The following is a 14,825-nucleotide window of genomic DNA, read 5'->3' as shown; positions in this document are numbered from 1 at the left end:
CAGATGAGGTACGTGAGACGGTGTGTCGCAAGAAGACTCGTGTGACTGATGTGAATAGCACGCACCGTAGTCAGGTGAGTCGAGAAACGAGACCGGCTCCGACCTCTTCGACGTTGAGCGCGAAGATGCGGTGGTCGCGCCAGTCGCCGTCGATGTGCAGGAACCGCGGCCGCTCGCCCTCGTACCGGAAGCCGAGCTTCTCGACGACCCGCAGACTTGCCTTGTTCTCGGGGCGAATCGCGACTTCGATCCGGTGCAGACCGAGGGTGAACCAGCAGTGGTCGGCGGCCATCGCGACCGCTGTCGGGACGATGCCGCGACCGGCGTACTGCTCGTCGACCCAGTAGCCGAGGTTGGCCCAGCGGGCCGAGCCGTAGGTGATGCCGGACACGGTGAGCTGTCCGACGAGGGGCCATCTGGCGCGCGGCCCTGCGCCGGCCGCACCGCCGTACGTGATGACGAAGGGCAGCATCCGTCCGTACCGCGCTTGGCGGTTCCAGTCGCGTGCCATGGCGCGGAAGGTGCGCGCACCGTCTTCGGCACCGGGTGGCTGGGTCGCGTCCCACGGCCGCAGCCAGCTGACGTTGCGTTGGCGCGCTGCAGCCCATTCGCTGCCGTCGCCGGCACGCAGCGGTCGTAGGCCGACCTGCCCGTGCTGCAGCTCCACCGGCCAGCGCACGATCGCCATCAGTCGACGTCCGTCCGCACGTGGTCGCCACCGTGGACTTGCTCGACCGCATGTCTCAACAGTGGCTCCAGTACGGCGAGACCGTCTTTCACACCGCCCCGCGATCCGGGCAGGTTGACGATGACCGTAGTACCGGCGATTCCGGCCAGTCCACGCGACAGTGAGGCCGTTGGTACGCCGTTGGCCACGCCGTACGCCCGGATGGCTTCAGCGATCCCCGGCACCGCTTTCGTCAGCACAGCGGCGGTCTGCTCCGGCGTCTCGTCAGTGGGCGAGATCCCCGTGCCACCTGTCGTCAGAACCACGTCGTACGACGCCTCGACCGCGGACCGCAGCGCGGCCCCCACTGGCGCACCGTCCGGGACCACCTCCGGCCCGGACACCTCAAAACCCCAGTCCGCCAGCCGGGACGCGATCAGCGGACCTGTGGTGTCGGAGTACACCCCAGCGGCTGCCCTGTTGGACACGCTGACGACGAGCGCCCTCACGGCCGCTCCCAGTGCCCGGTCTTGCCGCCTTCTTTCAGCTCGACCTGTACGTCGGTCAGCGTGGCCGCCGGGTCCAGCGCCTTCACCATGTCGATCACGGCGAGCCCTGCGACCGCCACCGCGGTCAGCGCCTCCATTTCGACACCGGTCCGGTCCGTCGTCTTCACCTGGGCCCGGATGAGTACGGCGTCGTCGGCAACCTCCAGGTCGACCTTCGCACCGGTGATCGCGATCGGATGGCACAGCGGCACCAGGTCCGGCGTCCGCTTCGCGCCCATGATCCCGGCGATCCGCGCGACGCCGAGCGCGTCACCTTTCGGTACGCCGTCGCCGCGCAGGGCGGCCACCACCTCGGCGGACACCAGAACCTTGCCGCTGGCAACCGCCCGGCGGACGGTGGCGTCCTTGGCGGACACGTCCACCATCCGCGCGGCCCCGGTCTCGTCGACGTGGGTCAACCCCGCAGGGGGCTCGGTCATCCGGTCTCCTCGTCCGAGGGCGTCCCTGGAACCATCAGGCACCCTCCAACAGCATCAGCTCGACCTGATCGCCGGCCCGGACCGCTGTCACGTCCTCGGGCACCACGATCAGTGCGTTCGCCCGGCTCAGCCCACCGAGCAGGTGGGAGCCGTGCCCGCCGACTGTACTGGCCATCCAGCCCTCGTCGCCGCCGCTGGCCGCAGCGCGGACGAACTGCCGCCGCCCGGCCGGCGAGTTGAACCCGTCCAGCGTCACGCCGGGGACCAGGGCCCGCCGGTACGGCATCTGCCCCATCATCTTGCGCAGCGCGGGCCGCACGAACACCTCGAACGAGATGTACGCCGACACCGGGTTACCGGGCAGCGTGAAGATCGGCACCGAGTCCTCACCGATCACACCGAACCCCTGCGGCTTGCCCGGCTGCATCGAGACCTGCGGGAAGTCCACTGTGCCCAATTTGGAGAGCTCTTCCTTCACCACGTCGTACGCGCCCATGCTGACGCCACCTGTGGTGATGACCAGGTCAGCACGCACCAACTGGTCGGACAGGGTGTCCATGATCCGTTTGGGGTCGTCGTCGACGATTCCGACCCGGTACACCACCGCGCCGGCGTCCCGCGCACAGGCGGCCAGCGTGTAGCTGTTCGAGTCGTAGATCTGTCCCTCGCCCAGTCGGCTCCCCGGCTCGCGCAGCTCGGCGCCGGTCGAGATCACCACGACGCGCGGCCGCGGGCGGGCCTTCACCCGCGCCCGACCGACAGCAGCCAGTACGGCGATCTGCCGCGGCCCCAGCACGGTGTCACTGTCCAGCACCTTCGTACCGGCGGTGACGTCCTCGCCGGCGTGCCGCACCGAGCCACCGACCGGCGGCTGCTGGGTGATGCGCACGTTGACCGTCCCGCCGTCGGTCCACTCGACCGGTACGACGCTGTCCGCGCCCCTGGGCATCGGTGCGCCCGTCATGATCCGCACACAGGTCCCCGGGGTCACCACGATCGGTTCGCTGCGCCCGGCCCGGAACTCGCCGACCACGGGCAGCGCGATCGGGTTCTCGTCCGAGGCGCCGGCCAGGTCGCCCGCCTGGACGGCGTACCCGTCCATGGCCGAGTTGTCGAACCCCGGCAGGCTGACCCCCGACACGATGTCCTCGCAGAGCACCTGCCCCACCGCGTCCATCAACGGCTGGTCGAACGCGGGCAACGCGGTCACCCGGCCGAGTACGACCTCCAGATGCTCATCCACACTCCGTCTCACGAGCCCGACCCTAATCCGTACCGAAGGACGGGAGGTAGTTGGCGCGGCCGACGGACCGCAGGCTCACCGCGGCTCGCCACGGCCCGCGGTGCGGCACCACTACCCGTTGATCGGTACGCCTTCGGGGTGGCGGCCCCACACCATCCGGACGTCGGGCGTGCGTTCCTCGTTCGCCACTCCGTCGGTACGGCGGACCTCGCGGAAGCCGTGCGCCCGGTAGAAGGACTGGGCGCGGGTGTTCATCTGGAAGGTCCACAGCGCGAGGCCGCCGGGGCGCAGGTCCTTGGCGAGGTCCACGAGGGTGGAGCCGACGCCGTGACCGGCCGCCTCCGGGTCGACGTACAGCTGGTCGAGGTCGTCGCCGTCCAGGGTGAGGACCGCGACGATCCGGCCGTCGTCCAGGGCCACCCAGGTCTGGGCGTCCGGCAGCAGCACGTCCGCGAACCACGTCGCCACCTGCGCGGCGGTGTGGATCGCCGGCGGCAGCTGCGCCCCCGCGGCGTGCCGGGAGCGCCACCAGACCGCGGCCGCCTCGTCCGTGTCGTACGGCTCCAGCGGCCTGATCAACAGCTCGTCCACAGTCCCCCCAGTGCGTGTCAGCTCAGTACGGTGCCGTCCGGGATGTCCCGGCGCTCGCCGTCCGGCGCGGTCACCTCGACATCACCGAGCACCACCACGTCCTTGCCGAAGGCAACGTCGCCGCGGACCGCGAGCCGGTCGGCCCGGACCAGCGACGGCGGGCCGGCGGCGAACCGGGCGTCGAAGTCGGCGAGGATCTTGAAGTACTCCGGGTCCAGGTCGACGTACGGCTCGTCGCCCTCGTGGGTCGTGGTCAGGTCGCCCGCCTCGTCCAGTTCGTAGACGTCGGAGCGGAGTACCAGCAAGTCGTTCGTGGTCTTCACCGGCTTGAACCGGCTGCGGTCGACGATCACCGCCTGCGAGCCCTCGAAGGTCTCGATCGCGGTACCCATCCCGGTCTCCAGCTGGATCACCTTCGGCGACGAGGGGTCGGCCGGGTCGACGGTCTTGCGGTTCACCATGATCGGCAGCCCGAGCACCCCGTCGTGCCCGGACATCAGCTCGTCGAGCCGGTCCAGGTCGATCCACAGGTTGTTGGTGTTGAACATCTTGTGCCGGGTGATGTCCTGGAAGTACTGCGTCTCGTCGTCCGCGACCTGGGCGCTGTCGCGCAGGATCAGCCGGCCGTCGGACTTCCGCACCGCGACGTGCCCGCCCTTGCGGTCCGAGCGCGTCCGCCGGCAGACCTCCATCCCGAACGGTACGTCGTGTTCGGCCATCCACGCCGCGATCCGGGGGTCCGGTGTCGCGCCGAGGTTGTCCGCGTTCGAGATGAACGCGTGCCGGAAGCCGTGCTCGCGGAGCGCGTCGAGGGTGCCGGAGGCAACCAGTGCGGTGAACAGGTCACCGTGTCCGGGCGGGCACCAGGCGAGCTCCGGGTCCGGCTCCCACTCGGCCGGGGTCAGGTCGTCGGCGAGCAGTTTCGGTTCCATGTTCTGCAGGAAGTCGAGCGGCAGGCCGTCGATCGCGAGGCCGTCGTACTCGCCGAGGATCTGCAGCGACTCGGTCTTGGTGCGGAACGAGTTCATCAGCACCAGCGGCAGCGGTACGTCGTACGCGCGCCGGGTGCTGAGGATCTGCCGGGCGATGATGTCGAGGAAACTCAGCCCGTCCTTGACCGGCAGCGCGGACTTCGGGCCGGTGACGCCCATCGACGTGCCGAGGCCGCCGTTGAGCTTGATCACCACGGTCTCGGCCAGCGCGGCCCGGAGCGCGTCCGGGTCGGTGTCCAGGTGGTCCAGGTGGGGCAGATCGCCCACTGGCTCGATGTCGGCCTCGGGGATCTTCCCGTGCTGGCCGGACTCGAGCAGCCGGTAGTAGTGCGTGAAGACGCGGATCGCGACGTCGGCAGCACCGGCGGCACGCATCTTCTCCTGCGCTTGTCTGAGACCCACCTCACCCATGCACCAACCCTAGGCGACAGGACGTAATCCCAGTGTTGCCCGCGTCACGCTCCTACGATCAGAGCGTGTTTGAAACCAAGGCCGTGGCGCGGCAGCACTTCCTGGAGGCGCGGGGGCAGCGGGCCCACGCGGACGGACTGCTGGCGAGCGCCCAACAGGTGTTGCCGGACGTGTACCGGGTCGCTGTGTACGTCTCGATGGGTCCGGAGCCGCAGACCGGTGCGCTGATCGACTGGCTGCTCGCGACACACCATGAGGTGCTGCTGCCGATCCTGTACGCCGACAACGACCTCGGCTGGGGCGTTGCGCCCGGTGCGGCCGACCTGGTGCCCGGCCGGCTCGGACTGTCCGAGCCGCCGATCGATCTGGGCTCCGACGCGATCGCTACCGCCGAGCTCGTGATCTGCCCGGCCGTGGCCGTCTCCCGCGACGGAGTCCGCCTGGGCCGCGGCGGCGGCTCCTACGACCGCGCCCTCGCCCGCACCAGGTCCGGTACGCCGATCTGGGCCGCCGTGTACGACACCGAGATCGTCGACGCGCTCCCGTCCGACGCGCACGACCAGCCGGTCGACGCCGCGTTGACGCCAAATCGTTTGATCCCGCTGCGAAGATCGGGAGATGACTGAGACCGCGGTCCAAGCCGCAGCCACAGCCGCTCACAACCTCGGCCTGACGGTCACCGACCCGACAGTGCTCTACACCGCGTTCTCGACGGTGGTGCACCTGAAACCGACCTCAGTGGTCGCCCGGGTGCCGATGAACCTCCCGGACGGTCTCAAGGAGCCGGAGCCCGCAGTCCGCAGGCAACAGCGCGAGCTGGACGTCGTCGCCTGGTTGGCCGAGCAGGGCTTCCCCGTGGTGCCGCCGAGCCCACTGGTGCCTCGCGAGCCGGTCACTCAGGACGGGCTGTCCATGACGTTCTGGACGTACGTCGAGGTTGACCAGGCCGCCGAGCCCGACTACTACGGCGCGACCACTCGTGTACCAGAGCTGCACGCGCGACTCGCCGACTACCCGGGTGAACTGCCCTGGATGACCCCGCTGCGTCTGATCGGACCGGGTCTCGCCACAGTCGAGGCAGTACCCGACCTGCTCGAGCAGGAGGACGTCGAGCGGGCACGCGCCGAGTGGAAGGTGCTGGAGCCGGTTCTGACCAGCCGCAGCGCCTTCGAGGCGGCGTTCCCCTCAGCGACCATTCAGCCGCTGCACGGCGACGCGCCGTCGTGGAACCTGATCACCACGGTCGACGGCCCGCTGTGGGCCGACTTCGAGGACGTCGGCCTCGGACCGATCGAATGGGACCTCGCCGGCTTCGGCCCCGACCTCTGCAAGGCGTACGACGAGGGCGCGCAGGCCCGCGGTCTCCCGACGCTGGACCCGCAGATCCAGCAGGTGATGGACCTGGTCCGCGCACTGCAGGTCCTCGTGTGCACCCCACTGGTCCCACAGATGCCCGCACTGGCCGACGGGATCCGCATGTTCGCCACCCAGTGGCGCGCGATGCCGTTCGCTGGTGGACTGAGCTGATGCTGCGCGAGTACGTCGACAACGGTGCGATGCCCGGACTCATCAGTCTGGTGAGCCGTGGTGACGAGACGCGGATCGAGGTGCTCGGCAGAACGGAGTACGACGGTCCGGAGCTGCAGCGGGACAGTCTGTTCCGGATCTCGTCGCTCACCAAGCCGATCGTTGCCGCAGCGACCATGCTCCTGGTCGACGACCTGCGGCTGTCCATGGACGCCCCGGTGGCCGACGTACTGCCCGAGCTCGCGCATCCCGTCGTACTGCGGGATCCGGACGGGCCGATCGACGACACCGTCCCGGCGGAGCGGCCGATCACGGTGCGGGATCTCCTCACGTTCCGGCTCGGGCTGGGCGAGTCGGACAACCCGGCGCTGCGGCAGCGGGAGGCCGAGCTGGAGCTGCACACGTTCGGGCCGCCGGTACCGCGGACTCCGCTGGAGCCTGACGAGTGGATCAAGCGCCTCGCGACGCTGCCGCTGCAGTACCAACCGGGTCAGCGGTGGCTGTACTCGACCGGCTCGCACATCCTCGGCGTACTCCTCCCACGGGTCACCGGGCGGCCGCTGGAGGAGTTCCTCCGCGAGCGGATCTTCGAGCCACTGGGGATGCACGACACCGGGTTCACCGCGGTGGATCCCGCCCGCCTCACCACGGCGTACGTCGGGGACGACGTACTGGACCCGGCCGCGGAGAGCCAGTGGCTGACTCCGCCGTCGTTCCCGGACGCGAGTGGTGGGTTGATCTCGACGATCGACGACTATCACGTGTTCACGCGGATGCTGCTGAGCGGCGATCTGCTGTCCCCGGCGGCCGTCGCGGAGATGACGAGCGACCAGCTGACACCGGCGCAGCGTACGGCGGCCGCCGACTTCCTCGGCCCGGACACCGGATGGGGCTACGGGATGTCCGTCGGCGGCGGCCGGTACGGCTGGGCGGGCGGACTCGGCTCGCTCTGGTCCACCACACCCGCGGACGGGACGATCTCGATCCTGCTGACCCCGCGGGCGCTCTGGACCTGGCCCGAAGAACTCTTCGCCGAGGCCAGCACGCCCGCGTGGTGACCTAGTTGCCGGGCTTGGTGAAGGTGAGCGAGTGCTTGCGGGTCGCCTCGACCGCACCCTTGGTGTAGGCCCACGGCAGGGTCTCGCCCTTGACCCACAGGTCGGTCTGGTCGGTGTAGTTCGGCGAGAACGCGTGCCCGGACACACCGGTCAGGTTCACCCAGCGGGACTGGTCGAAGTCGGACAGGTCGACCACCATCCGCATCGACGGGGTCGAGGTCACCTGGTACCCCTCGGAGGCGTCCCACGAGGTCGCGTCGACGATCGACGTACCGCCGCCGAGCTCGTACGGGCCGCGGTTGAAGATCTTCTCGACCACCCCGACGCCGGAGGTGCCCAGCGTCTGGTTGGTCAGCGTGAGCTTGTGCAGCCGGCCCCACTGCCAGTTGGACGGCTCGCGCGCCATCTTCTGGGTGATCTCGGTCCGGGCGTTGATCAGCGCCTCACGCAGGATGTCGTCGCGGCTCTCCCGCTGCGGTGTGCGGATGTCGTCCCACCAGCCGCTGTTGCGCTGGCCGATCAGGTTGTGGATCACCTCGAACCAGCGCGAGCCGCCGTCCGGCCAGGTGCCCTCGGGGAGCTGGTCGTGGAACGTCAGCGAGAGCAGGTTGCGCCAGACCACGTTGAAGTACGCGGCGGCCGCGGAGTCCGGCGGCTGGGTGAAGTCCCAGTTCCGCAGGGTGTCCTGGCCCTGCTTGTCGAACGCGTCGTCGATACTGATCCGCAGCAGGTACGGCACCACCATCTCGGCGGCCTTGTTCTTGGTGTCCAGCTGGATCGACGCCATCGCGTTCGCGTCCAGCTTCCCGGCGTCCTTGATCCGGTCCAGGATCTGCTGCGAGCGGTAGCCGTAGTCCCACGAGTTCGTCAGGTAGTACGTGTACGTGTTCGGCACCACGGCCTGGTTCGCGGTGACGATGATCCCGCTCGGTGGGTCGAACTCGTTCGGCAACGCGTCGAACGGGATGTAGCCCTTCCAGGAGTACTTCGGGTCCCACCCGGGCACCGGCCAGTCGCCACGGCCGGTCGTGCGGATCGGGATCAGTCCGGGCGACTGGTACCCGATGTGGCCTTCGGTGTCGGCGTACACCAGGTTCTGCGAAGGCACCTGGAACTGCGCGGCGGCGGCCCGGAACTGGGTCCAGTTCTGGGCGGTGTTGATCGCGAACAGCGCGTCCGCGGTGCGCCCCGGGTTCAGCGCGGTCCACTGCAGCGCCACGCCGTACGCCTTCGGGTACTTCGCCTGCGACGCGGACTGCTCGCCGACCTTCTTCTCGTCCTCGCCGACGTCGGAGATCAGCGGACCGTGCCGGGTCTCGCGGACAGTGATCTTCACCGGATCGTCCTGACCGGCGATCTTGAACGTCTCCTCGCGCGTGGTCATCGCGCGCCACTTGTTGTTGTAGAGGACGTTGTTGCCGTCGATCCGCTCCAGGTACAGGTCCTGGACGTCGGGGTCGAGGTTGGTGAAGCCCCAGGAGATCGCGTTGTTGTGCCCGATCACCACACCGGGCAGACCGGAGAAGCTGAAGCCGGAGACGTCGAACGGACAGGTCTTGCTGACGTTGTTGCAGTGCAGGCCGACCTGCGTCCAGATGCCCGGCATGGTCGCGCCCAGGTGCGGGTCGTTGGCCAGCAGCGGTTTGCCGGTGGTGGTGTGGTCACCGGAGACGACCCACGAGTTCGACCCGACGCCGTCACCCTGTCCGAGCAGTTGCGGCAGCCCCTTGGCGACCTTCTGCACCGAGTCCAGCGACTTGAGCAGGTCCTGGGTGAGCATGCCCCGGCGGACCTCGGTGCTGACCGGTGCGGTGGTGAACTTGCCGTTCTTGCCGATCGAGCCCGACTCCATGATCGGCTGGTTCCGCTCGTACGGGTACTGCGGGTAGAGGCTCTCGACGTTGCGGGCCGGGAACGCGGACAGCAGCTTGGTCCGGGTGATCTCCTCGTCCAGGTTGCCGCCGAGGTCCCACGCCATCGCCTTCAGCCAGGACAGCGAGTCCGCCGCGGTCCAAGGCTCCGGGGTGTAGTTCTTCGGGCCGCCGGGCTGGAGCGACAGGATGCCGTACTCGAGACTGAGACCGGAGCCGCTGTGCTTCGACAGGTACGCGTTGACGCCGCGGGCGTAGTCGTCCAGGTACTCCCGGGTGCTCGGGCTGAGCAGCGGCAGCTCCTGCTCCGCGACCCGCCGCCAGCCGAGGGTCCGGACGAACTTGTCGGTCTCCAGCGCCGTCTTGCCGAACAGCTCGGTCAGCCGGCCGGAGGTGACGTGCCGCCGGAAGTCCATCTCGAAGAACCGGTCCTGCGCGTGCACATACCCCTGCGCGGCGAACAGGTCGGCCGGGGAGTCGGCGTAGATCTGCGGGATGCCGTTGGCGTCCCGGACCACGCTGACATCGGCGTCCAGCCCGTTCAGATCGATCGTCCCGTCGTACGTCGGGAACGAGTGGCGGACGACGAAGATGACGGTTCCCGCGATCACCACGAGGAGCGTGATGAGGGCGATTCCGCTGTAGATGAGAGCTCGAAGCAGGCGACGCACGGACCAACCGTAGAGAATCCCCCCGCCCACCCCAAATGGAGTCCCTCACAACTTTGCGTTGCTTTGCGTTCCCTCGACATGAACGCAGAGTTGAGGTATGAAGCCGTCCCCCTTTCCGCGCTGGACCGGATCCGCTGCAACGGCTACGACGACTTCGGAAACGTCGTCGTACCGCTGGTTTCCGGAGGCGGTGAGCCACTGCGCTGCTGCCTCACGGTCGCGGACGCCGGCGAAAGCATCGCACTGGTCGCGCACCGCCCGATGACCGTCGGCGGACCGTATGCCGAGGTCGGGCCGGTATTCGTCCACTTGTCCACCTGCTCGGCGCCGGCCGCGGACAGCTTCCCGATCGACTACCGGGACCGGCGGGCGGTACTGCGTCCGTACAGCGCGGACGGTCAGATGCTGGACGGTGTCGTCGCGGATCCCGGGACGAGTGAGATCGAGCTCAAACGACTGTTCGAGGACCCGGTCGTGGACAGTGTTCAGGTGCGGAACGTGGTCGCCGGTTGCTGGAACTTCACAGTGCGCCGAACAGTGCGCCGACAGGCCTGAGTTGGAATACTTCGGGCCGCTGGCGCATTATTAGCAGTCGGGTAGTAGGAGTGCCAGCGGCTTGAAGGGAACCGACCGTGCCGACGTACCAGTACCAGTGCACCGACTGTGGCGAAGCGCTCGAGGTGCGCCAGAGCTTCACGGACGACGCACTGACCGTGTGCCCCAACTGCCAGGGCAACCTGCGCAAGGTCTTCAACGCCGTCGGCGTCGTGTTCAAGGGTTCCGGCTTCTACCGGACCGACAGCCGGTCCTCCGGCAAGAGCTCGGTGCCGGCGAAGTCCGAGTCCTCTTCGGGCTCGTCCGGCTCGTCGTCGAACGGGTCGGGCTCGTCCGGCAGCTCGTCCTCCGGTGGATCGTCGTCCGGTTCTTCGTCGTCGGGGTCCTCCTCGTCGGGCTCGTCCGGATCGTCCTCGAGTGGCTCGTCCTCGGGCACCAGCGCCGCCTGAACCACCGCGCCTGTGGATAACTGACGGGAGGGTGTCGGCGAAACTCGTACCTTCTCCGGCATGACAATCCCTTCCGCACTTCGTGACCTTGTTCGCGCCGCCCGGTGGCACCGTCGGCTCCTCGCCGGCGTCGCCGCCGCGGCCGCCGTGTACTTCGGACTTCTCGCCCTCTCCCCCGCACCGCCTCCGACGGTCGCTGTGCTGGCCGCTGCCCGCGACCTCACCGGCGGCGCCGTGCCGACGCACGACGACCTCCGCACGGTGGACCTGCCGCCCGGCGTCGTGCCGACTGGCGCGCTCAAACCCGGCGCCGATCTCAGCGCCCGGGTGCTGAGCGGCCCGGTCAGAGCCGGCGAACCACTCACCGACGCCAGATTCCTGGCGCCACCCGCCGTGCCACGCGGTTCTCTCGCTTACCCGTTCCGCATCGACGACGCCGACATCAGCGCGCTCCTGCGCGTCGGCGACAAGCTCAACGTGTACGCCGCGACGAGCACGACCGCGGGCGCCGCAGACCTGCTCGCCAAGGCTGTCCCCGTGGTTGCCCTGCCGACTCCGGGCTCGGGCAGCTCCGGCGCGCTGATCGTGGTCGCGACCAGCCCCGAGATCGCCGGCAGACTGGCCCAGGCCGGTGCGAGCGCCCGACTCACCGTGGCGCTGACGAACGACACCAGTTGATCACTCTGCGGACTGGTCAGGGCACGAAGCGTTCCCTGACCGGCGCGGTACCTCGCTCTCGCGGGTCTGCGGCCCTAACTTGTCCGGGTACATCCCACCCGCTTCGTGGAGGCACCCTCACATGCTCAAGGGCTTCAAAGAATTCATCATGCGCGGCAACGTCGTCGACCTCGCGGTCGCCGTCGTCATCGGCGCCGCGTTCGGGAAGATCGTCACCGCGCTGGTGGAAGGTCTGATCAACCCGCTGGTCGCTGCGATCTTCGGCAAGGCGGACATCTCCAAGGTCTGGAGCTTCGAGATCAACGGCGCGAAGTTCTCGATCGGCCTGATCCTGGACGCCGCGCTGAACTTCCTGTTCGTCGCGGCAGCGGTGTACTTCTTCATCGTGATGCCGCTGAACAAGCTGGCCGAGCGCCGTAAGCGCGGCCAGGAGCCGGAGCCGGAGACCACGCCGCTGACCACGGACCAGGAACTGCTGGCCGAGATCCGCGACCTGCTGCGCTCCGCCCAGACTCGCTAGTAAGACCTGCCATCGGCAGGTGGACGCACAACCTCAGCCCCTGAGCTCGCCGGCGTCCACCTGCTCACCGGCGTACCGCATCCAGCGGTACGGGACCGGTTGTCCGTCGTTCCACTCCTCCATCAACGCGGCGGGGACGTCGACGAATCCGCTGCCGTGATAGGCCCGGATCGCCGGCGCATTCTCCGGCCGGACCCGGACGAACACCTCCGAGTACCCGGCGTCGAGCGCGGGCCCGAGCAGCGCTCGGACCAGCTCACCGCCGAACCCGCGACCCCGGACCTTCGGGTCCACGATGATCCGGGCGAGCTCGACCTCGTCCTCCTCGTCGTCCAGCCACACCTCGCCGTACCCGACCGGCCGTTCACCGTCGAACAGCAGATAGGAGTGGATGTCCTCCTCGACCGTCCGCCAGCTCGTCCGCAGGTCCACCGGGAAGGGATACTCCACCCGCCCGGACAGCAACGCCACTTCCCTCTCGTTCCGCGCCCAGCTCGCGACCTGGACGCCGTACCCGTCGGAAAACCCCCGAAGCTCCACGCACTCCCCCTCAGTTGACGAACTCCACGATCGTTCGCACCAGCTGATCCAGGGACGGCGGGAAGGCGGGCGTCGGCGGTTCCGGACACCCGGCCAGTTCACGACTCCCCCGGATCGACCGCAGCAGCGCGTCGACCGTCTTCCGCTGATGCGACGGATTCTCCGGCACCGACGGCAGGACCGCCACTCGAAAGCGCGTCAGCGCCACCCCACGCACTGGCTCGGCGGGCCGATCAGGTGTCAGCACGTCCAGGCCGTGCGGCCGGGCTCATCCGTGGTGCGGGGGGACCTCGCGCAGGATGCGATCGTCGTCGTCGTTGTTGCCGAAGTCGTTGTCACCCCAGGTCCGCGGGTCATCGTCACGGGTCTGGTCCGGAAGCAGCGGCTCGTCGTCTTCGTACGGGCTCGTCATAGGTCCAGATTACCGAGTCGCCGAGGCTCGCCGGGACCGATTTCGCCGTCGACCACCTCACCCTGGATCTGGTCGGCGGAACTGCCTCCGAGTTGCGAACCGACGGCTTCCTGGATCAGCGGCGCGATCCCCGGTTCACCCTGCCACCGGTTGTTCCCGAGCACGGACCAGGAGGTCAGCACCGACAAGGTCGGAATCGCCAGCCCGGACAGCCGCAGCGGTACGGCGTTCTGGAACGCGAAGGTGATCGTCCAGTTCGCCGGATCGGGGTAGAACTCCTGGACGGCGCTGTAGTAGAAGCTCATCCAGCCCTTCGTGGGCAGGTGGCAGAGCAGCCGGTAGTTGGTCGCCACGACCGGGAGTTCCTGGACGTCGCGCCAAGACTGCTGCATGTCCCGCTTGGCCGCGGCCTTCCGGCTCGCGTTCACCGCGGCGTTGGCGGCCATCAGCCCGAGCACCAGCGCCGGCTTGCCGATCACGAAGCCGCCGCTGGCCGTGTAGCGGCCGTTGCCGCCGTACAGCCTGGCGTACTGCGCGGTGGTCTGGATGTACGCCGCCTCGCCCGGGTCGAGGACGAGCCCGTACATGGTCAGCTCCTGCGGCGCGTTGCCGGACAGCAGCCAGCGTGCCCAGTCGACACCGAGCTGCCACTCCTCGCGCTCCCGCGCCGCGGCCGCCGCGGCGGCGTTCTTCTTCCGGCCCACGACACAGCATCGTAGACAGCGGCAAGCCGACGCGGCGCGCCCGGCGGCGCGTTCGGCGACCAGTACGCCGACGTTACAGCTGTGCCTCGGTTGCCGCACGATCCCGCGACGTGACCGGAAAGACGCGCTGCCGTGATGTTCTGGCACGCGCGGCGTGACCCCGTTCCACCATGATGGTGCACCTTGCCAACCCGGAAGGAACCGAGTCGTGAGTGCACTACGGACACGGGGCCTGATCGGTGCGACGCTCGTCGTGGCTGTACTCGGATTTGCCGCCGCCTGCGGCTCCGAGAACGCCTCGTCCCCGCCCGCCGCCCAGCCCACGGATACACCGACCACCCCCAGCCCGTCAGCCACCCCCAGCGGCACTCCCAGCACGGACTGCCCCGAGACCATCACCGCAGTCCGCACGGCCGCCGACAAGGTGGTCTGGGGCCAGGGTGTCGCCGCATCGACGTTCCAGCCGGTCAGCGTGACCATCTGCCAGTACGACCCGCAGGCGGCCGGGCAGGACTACGCGACCGTCAACAGCAAACGCAACGGCACGCAGGCCACCGCACTGTTCGCCTTGGTGAACGCGGCGAAACCCGTCGCGAAGAAGCCGAACATGTGCACCAAGGAACTCGGTCCCACCTACGTCCTGCGCTTCACCGACAACGACCGCGGCGTGCTGTCGTTCACCGCTGAGGCGTTCGGCTGCCACCGGCTGGTGGCGACCTCGCTGGAAGGCCAGGGCAAGCCCGGCACCCTGCCGGCCCCTCGCCAGGTGAGCGCCGAGCTGATCAAGTCTCTCGGCCTCCGCTGACCCCCGCGCCGGACGCGCACCCCGAAGCCGTCCGGAGCGGGCCACCCGCGCCGTGCGTGTGGGGGGGGGTGGGGCGGGTGCCGCCCTCGGGGTGTGGGCGGCGAGCGCCGCCGCCGAGAGCGGCGGCGCCCCCCCGCCAGCCA

At 69.0% G+C, this 14,825-nt stretch carries 19 protein-coding genes; 8 read left to right on the top strand and 11 right to left on the bottom strand.

All coding sequences use genetic code 11. The annotated features are described in order from the left end of the window. Nucleotides 1-70: 70 nt before the first annotated feature. The 6 genes from ACWGID_RS14900 to ACWGID_RS14875 form a co-directional block, all read right to left on the bottom strand. Nucleotides 71-688 (bottom strand): GNAT family N-acetyltransferase, encoded by a 618-nt coding sequence (locus ACWGID_RS14900; RefSeq protein WP_452197016.1) that lies wholly within the window; start codon nt 686-688, stop codon nt 71-73. Beyond that, the gene (locus tag ACWGID_RS14895) at nt 688-1,176 is read right to left on the bottom strand and encodes a MogA/MoaB family molybdenum cofactor biosynthesis protein (RefSeq protein ID WP_452197015.1); all 489 of its coding nucleotides are present in this window, start codon (nt 1,174-1,176) and stop codon (nt 688-690) included. The genes ACWGID_RS14900 and ACWGID_RS14895 overlap by 1 nt, the downstream gene beginning before the upstream one ends. Further along, entirely contained in the window at nt 1,173-1,655 is a 483-nt protein-coding gene (gene moaC, locus ACWGID_RS14890; RefSeq protein WP_452197014.1) for a cyclic pyranopterin monophosphate synthase MoaC, read from the bottom strand. The genes ACWGID_RS14895 and moaC overlap by 4 nt, the downstream gene beginning before the upstream one ends. 34 nt (nt 1,656-1,689) lie before the next feature. Then, on the bottom strand, nt 1,690-2,910 hold the full coding sequence (gene glp, locus ACWGID_RS14885) for a molybdotransferase-like divisome protein Glp (RefSeq protein ID WP_452197013.1): 1,221 nt from the start codon (nt 2,908-2,910) through the stop codon (nt 1,690-1,692). Between the two features lie 99 nt (nt 2,911-3,009). Next, nucleotides 3,010-3,489 carry an N-acetyltransferase family protein gene (locus tag ACWGID_RS14880; protein WP_452197012.1) on the bottom strand — a complete coding sequence of 160 codons (480 nt, stop codon included), beginning with the start codon at nt 3,487-3,489 and terminating at the stop codon, nt 3,010-3,012. Nucleotides 3,490-3,506: 17 nt separating this feature from the next. After that, a complete protein-coding gene (locus ACWGID_RS14875; protein ID WP_452197011.1) occupies nt 3,507-4,892 on the bottom strand; it encodes a UTP--glucose-1-phosphate uridylyltransferase in 1,386 nt (461 codons plus the stop codon). Between the two features lie 65 nt (nt 4,893-4,957). Between ACWGID_RS14875 and ACWGID_RS14870 the strand changes: the two genes are divergently transcribed. From ACWGID_RS14870 to ACWGID_RS14860, 3 genes are read left to right on the top strand one after another with little or no spacing between them, the layout of a single operon-like run. Further along, nucleotides 4,958-5,518 (top strand): 5-formyltetrahydrofolate cyclo-ligase, encoded by a 561-nt coding sequence (locus ACWGID_RS14870; RefSeq protein ID WP_452197010.1) that lies wholly within the window; start codon nt 4,958-4,960, stop codon nt 5,516-5,518. Next, nucleotides 5,511-6,419, top strand: a complete 909-nt coding sequence (locus ACWGID_RS14865) for a phosphotransferase (RefSeq protein ID WP_452197009.1) — start codon at nt 5,511-5,513, stop codon at nt 6,417-6,419. The genes ACWGID_RS14870 and ACWGID_RS14865 overlap by 8 nt, the downstream gene beginning before the upstream one ends. After that, nucleotides 6,419-7,477, top strand: coding sequence for a serine hydrolase domain-containing protein (locus tag ACWGID_RS14860; RefSeq protein WP_452197008.1), 1,059 nt, complete (start codon nt 6,419-6,421; stop codon nt 7,475-7,477). The genes ACWGID_RS14865 and ACWGID_RS14860 overlap by 1 nt, the downstream gene beginning before the upstream one ends. A 1-nt stretch (nt 7,478) precedes the next feature. On the opposite strand, the gene ACWGID_RS14855 is transcribed toward ACWGID_RS14860, so the two are convergent. Further along, nucleotides 7,479-10,019: a penicillin acylase family protein gene (locus ACWGID_RS14855; protein WP_452197007.1), complete on the bottom strand. Its 2,541-nt coding sequence runs from the start codon at nt 10,017-10,019 to the stop codon at nt 7,479-7,481. 78 nt (nt 10,020-10,097) lie between these two features. Between ACWGID_RS14855 and ACWGID_RS14850 the strand changes: the two genes are divergently transcribed. The 4 genes from ACWGID_RS14850 (at nt 10,098) to mscL (ending at nt 12,221) form a co-directional block, all read left to right on the top strand. Next, nucleotides 10,098-10,574 carry a DUF1203 domain-containing protein gene (locus ACWGID_RS14850; protein ID WP_452197006.1) on the top strand — a complete coding sequence of 159 codons (477 nt, stop codon included), beginning with the start codon at nt 10,098-10,100 and terminating at the stop codon, nt 10,572-10,574. Between the two features lie 77 nt (nt 10,575-10,651). Continuing rightward, the gene (locus tag ACWGID_RS14845; RefSeq protein WP_452197005.1) at nt 10,652-11,023 is read left to right on the top strand and encodes an FmdB family zinc ribbon protein; all 372 of its coding nucleotides are present in this window, start codon (nt 10,652-10,654) and stop codon (nt 11,021-11,023) included. Nucleotides 11,024-11,083: 60 nt separating this feature from the next. Beyond that, nucleotides 11,084-11,701, top strand: coding sequence for an SAF domain-containing protein (locus ACWGID_RS14840; protein WP_452197004.1), 618 nt, complete (start codon nt 11,084-11,086; stop codon nt 11,699-11,701). Nucleotides 11,702-11,822: 121 nt separating this feature from the next. Next, nucleotides 11,823-12,221 carry a large conductance mechanosensitive channel protein MscL gene (mscL, locus tag ACWGID_RS14835; RefSeq protein ID WP_452197003.1) on the top strand — a complete coding sequence of 133 codons (399 nt, stop codon included), beginning with the start codon at nt 11,823-11,825 and terminating at the stop codon, nt 12,219-12,221. Nucleotides 12,222-12,254: 33 nt separating this feature from the next. Here mscL and ACWGID_RS14830 read toward each other — a convergent pair whose 3' ends face one another. The 4 genes from ACWGID_RS14830 to ACWGID_RS14815 are packed head-to-tail and all read right to left on the bottom strand — an operon-like array spanning nt 12,255 to nt 13,877. Beyond that, the gene (locus ACWGID_RS14830; RefSeq protein WP_452197002.1) at nt 12,255-12,761 is read right to left on the bottom strand and encodes a GNAT family N-acetyltransferase; all 507 of its coding nucleotides are present in this window, start codon (nt 12,759-12,761) and stop codon (nt 12,255-12,257) included. Between the two features lie 10 nt (nt 12,762-12,771). Then, nucleotides 12,772-13,008 carry a hypothetical protein gene (locus tag ACWGID_RS14825; RefSeq protein WP_452197001.1) on the bottom strand — a complete coding sequence of 79 codons (237 nt, stop codon included), beginning with the start codon at nt 13,006-13,008 and terminating at the stop codon, nt 12,772-12,774. Between the two features lie 21 nt (nt 13,009-13,029). After that, entirely contained in the window at nt 13,030-13,173 is a 144-nt protein-coding gene (locus ACWGID_RS14820) for a hypothetical protein (protein WP_452197000.1), read from the bottom strand. Beyond that, complete coding sequence (locus ACWGID_RS14815) at nt 13,170-13,877, bottom strand: hypothetical protein (protein WP_452196999.1); 708 nt, start codon at nt 13,875-13,877, stop codon at nt 13,170-13,172. The genes ACWGID_RS14820 and ACWGID_RS14815 overlap by 4 nt, the downstream gene beginning before the upstream one ends. Before the next feature lie 208 nt (nt 13,878-14,085). On the opposite strand from ACWGID_RS14815, the gene ACWGID_RS14810 reads away from it, so the two are divergent. Beyond that, entirely contained in the window at nt 14,086-14,682 is a 597-nt protein-coding gene (locus ACWGID_RS14810; RefSeq protein WP_452196998.1) for a hypothetical protein, read from the top strand. Nucleotides 14,683-14,825 lie beyond the last annotated feature (143 nt).

This window comes from Kribbella sp. NPDC054772 (genome assembly GCF_053611945.1).
The sequence above is the reverse complement of the archived record's forward strand: the minus strand, read 5'-3'. Positions and strand labels throughout refer to the sequence as shown.

Excerpts from the sequence above, each read along its gene's own strand:
- ACWGID_RS14900 (WP_452197016.1), bottom strand. The coding sequence starts at position 688 with ATGGCGATCGTGCGCTGGCCGGTGGAGCTGCAGCACGGGCAGGTCGGC.
- moaC (WP_452197014.1), bottom strand. The coding sequence starts at position 1,655 with ATGACCGAGCCCCCTGCGGGGTTGACCCACGTCGACGAGACCGGGGCC.
- ACWGID_RS14875 (WP_452197011.1), bottom strand. The coding sequence starts at position 4,892 with ATGGGTGAGGTGGGTCTCAGACAAGCGCAGGAGAAGATGCGTGCCGCC.
- ACWGID_RS14865 (WP_452197009.1), top strand. The coding sequence starts at position 5,511 with ATGACTGAGACCGCGGTCCAAGCCGCAGCCACAGCCGCTCACAACCTC.
- ACWGID_RS14860 (WP_452197008.1), top strand. The coding sequence starts at position 6,419 with ATGCTGCGCGAGTACGTCGACAACGGTGCGATGCCCGGACTCATCAGT.
- ACWGID_RS14850 (WP_452197006.1), top strand. The coding sequence starts at position 10,098 with ATGAACGCAGAGTTGAGGTATGAAGCCGTCCCCCTTTCCGCGCTGGAC.
- ACWGID_RS14840 (WP_452197004.1), top strand. The coding sequence starts at position 11,084 with ATGACAATCCCTTCCGCACTTCGTGACCTTGTTCGCGCCGCCCGGTGG.
- mscL (WP_452197003.1), top strand. The coding sequence starts at position 11,823 with ATGCTCAAGGGCTTCAAAGAATTCATCATGCGCGGCAACGTCGTCGAC.
- ACWGID_RS14820 (WP_452197000.1), bottom strand. The coding sequence starts at position 13,173 with ATGACGAGCCCGTACGAAGACGACGAGCCGCTGCTTCCGGACCAGACC.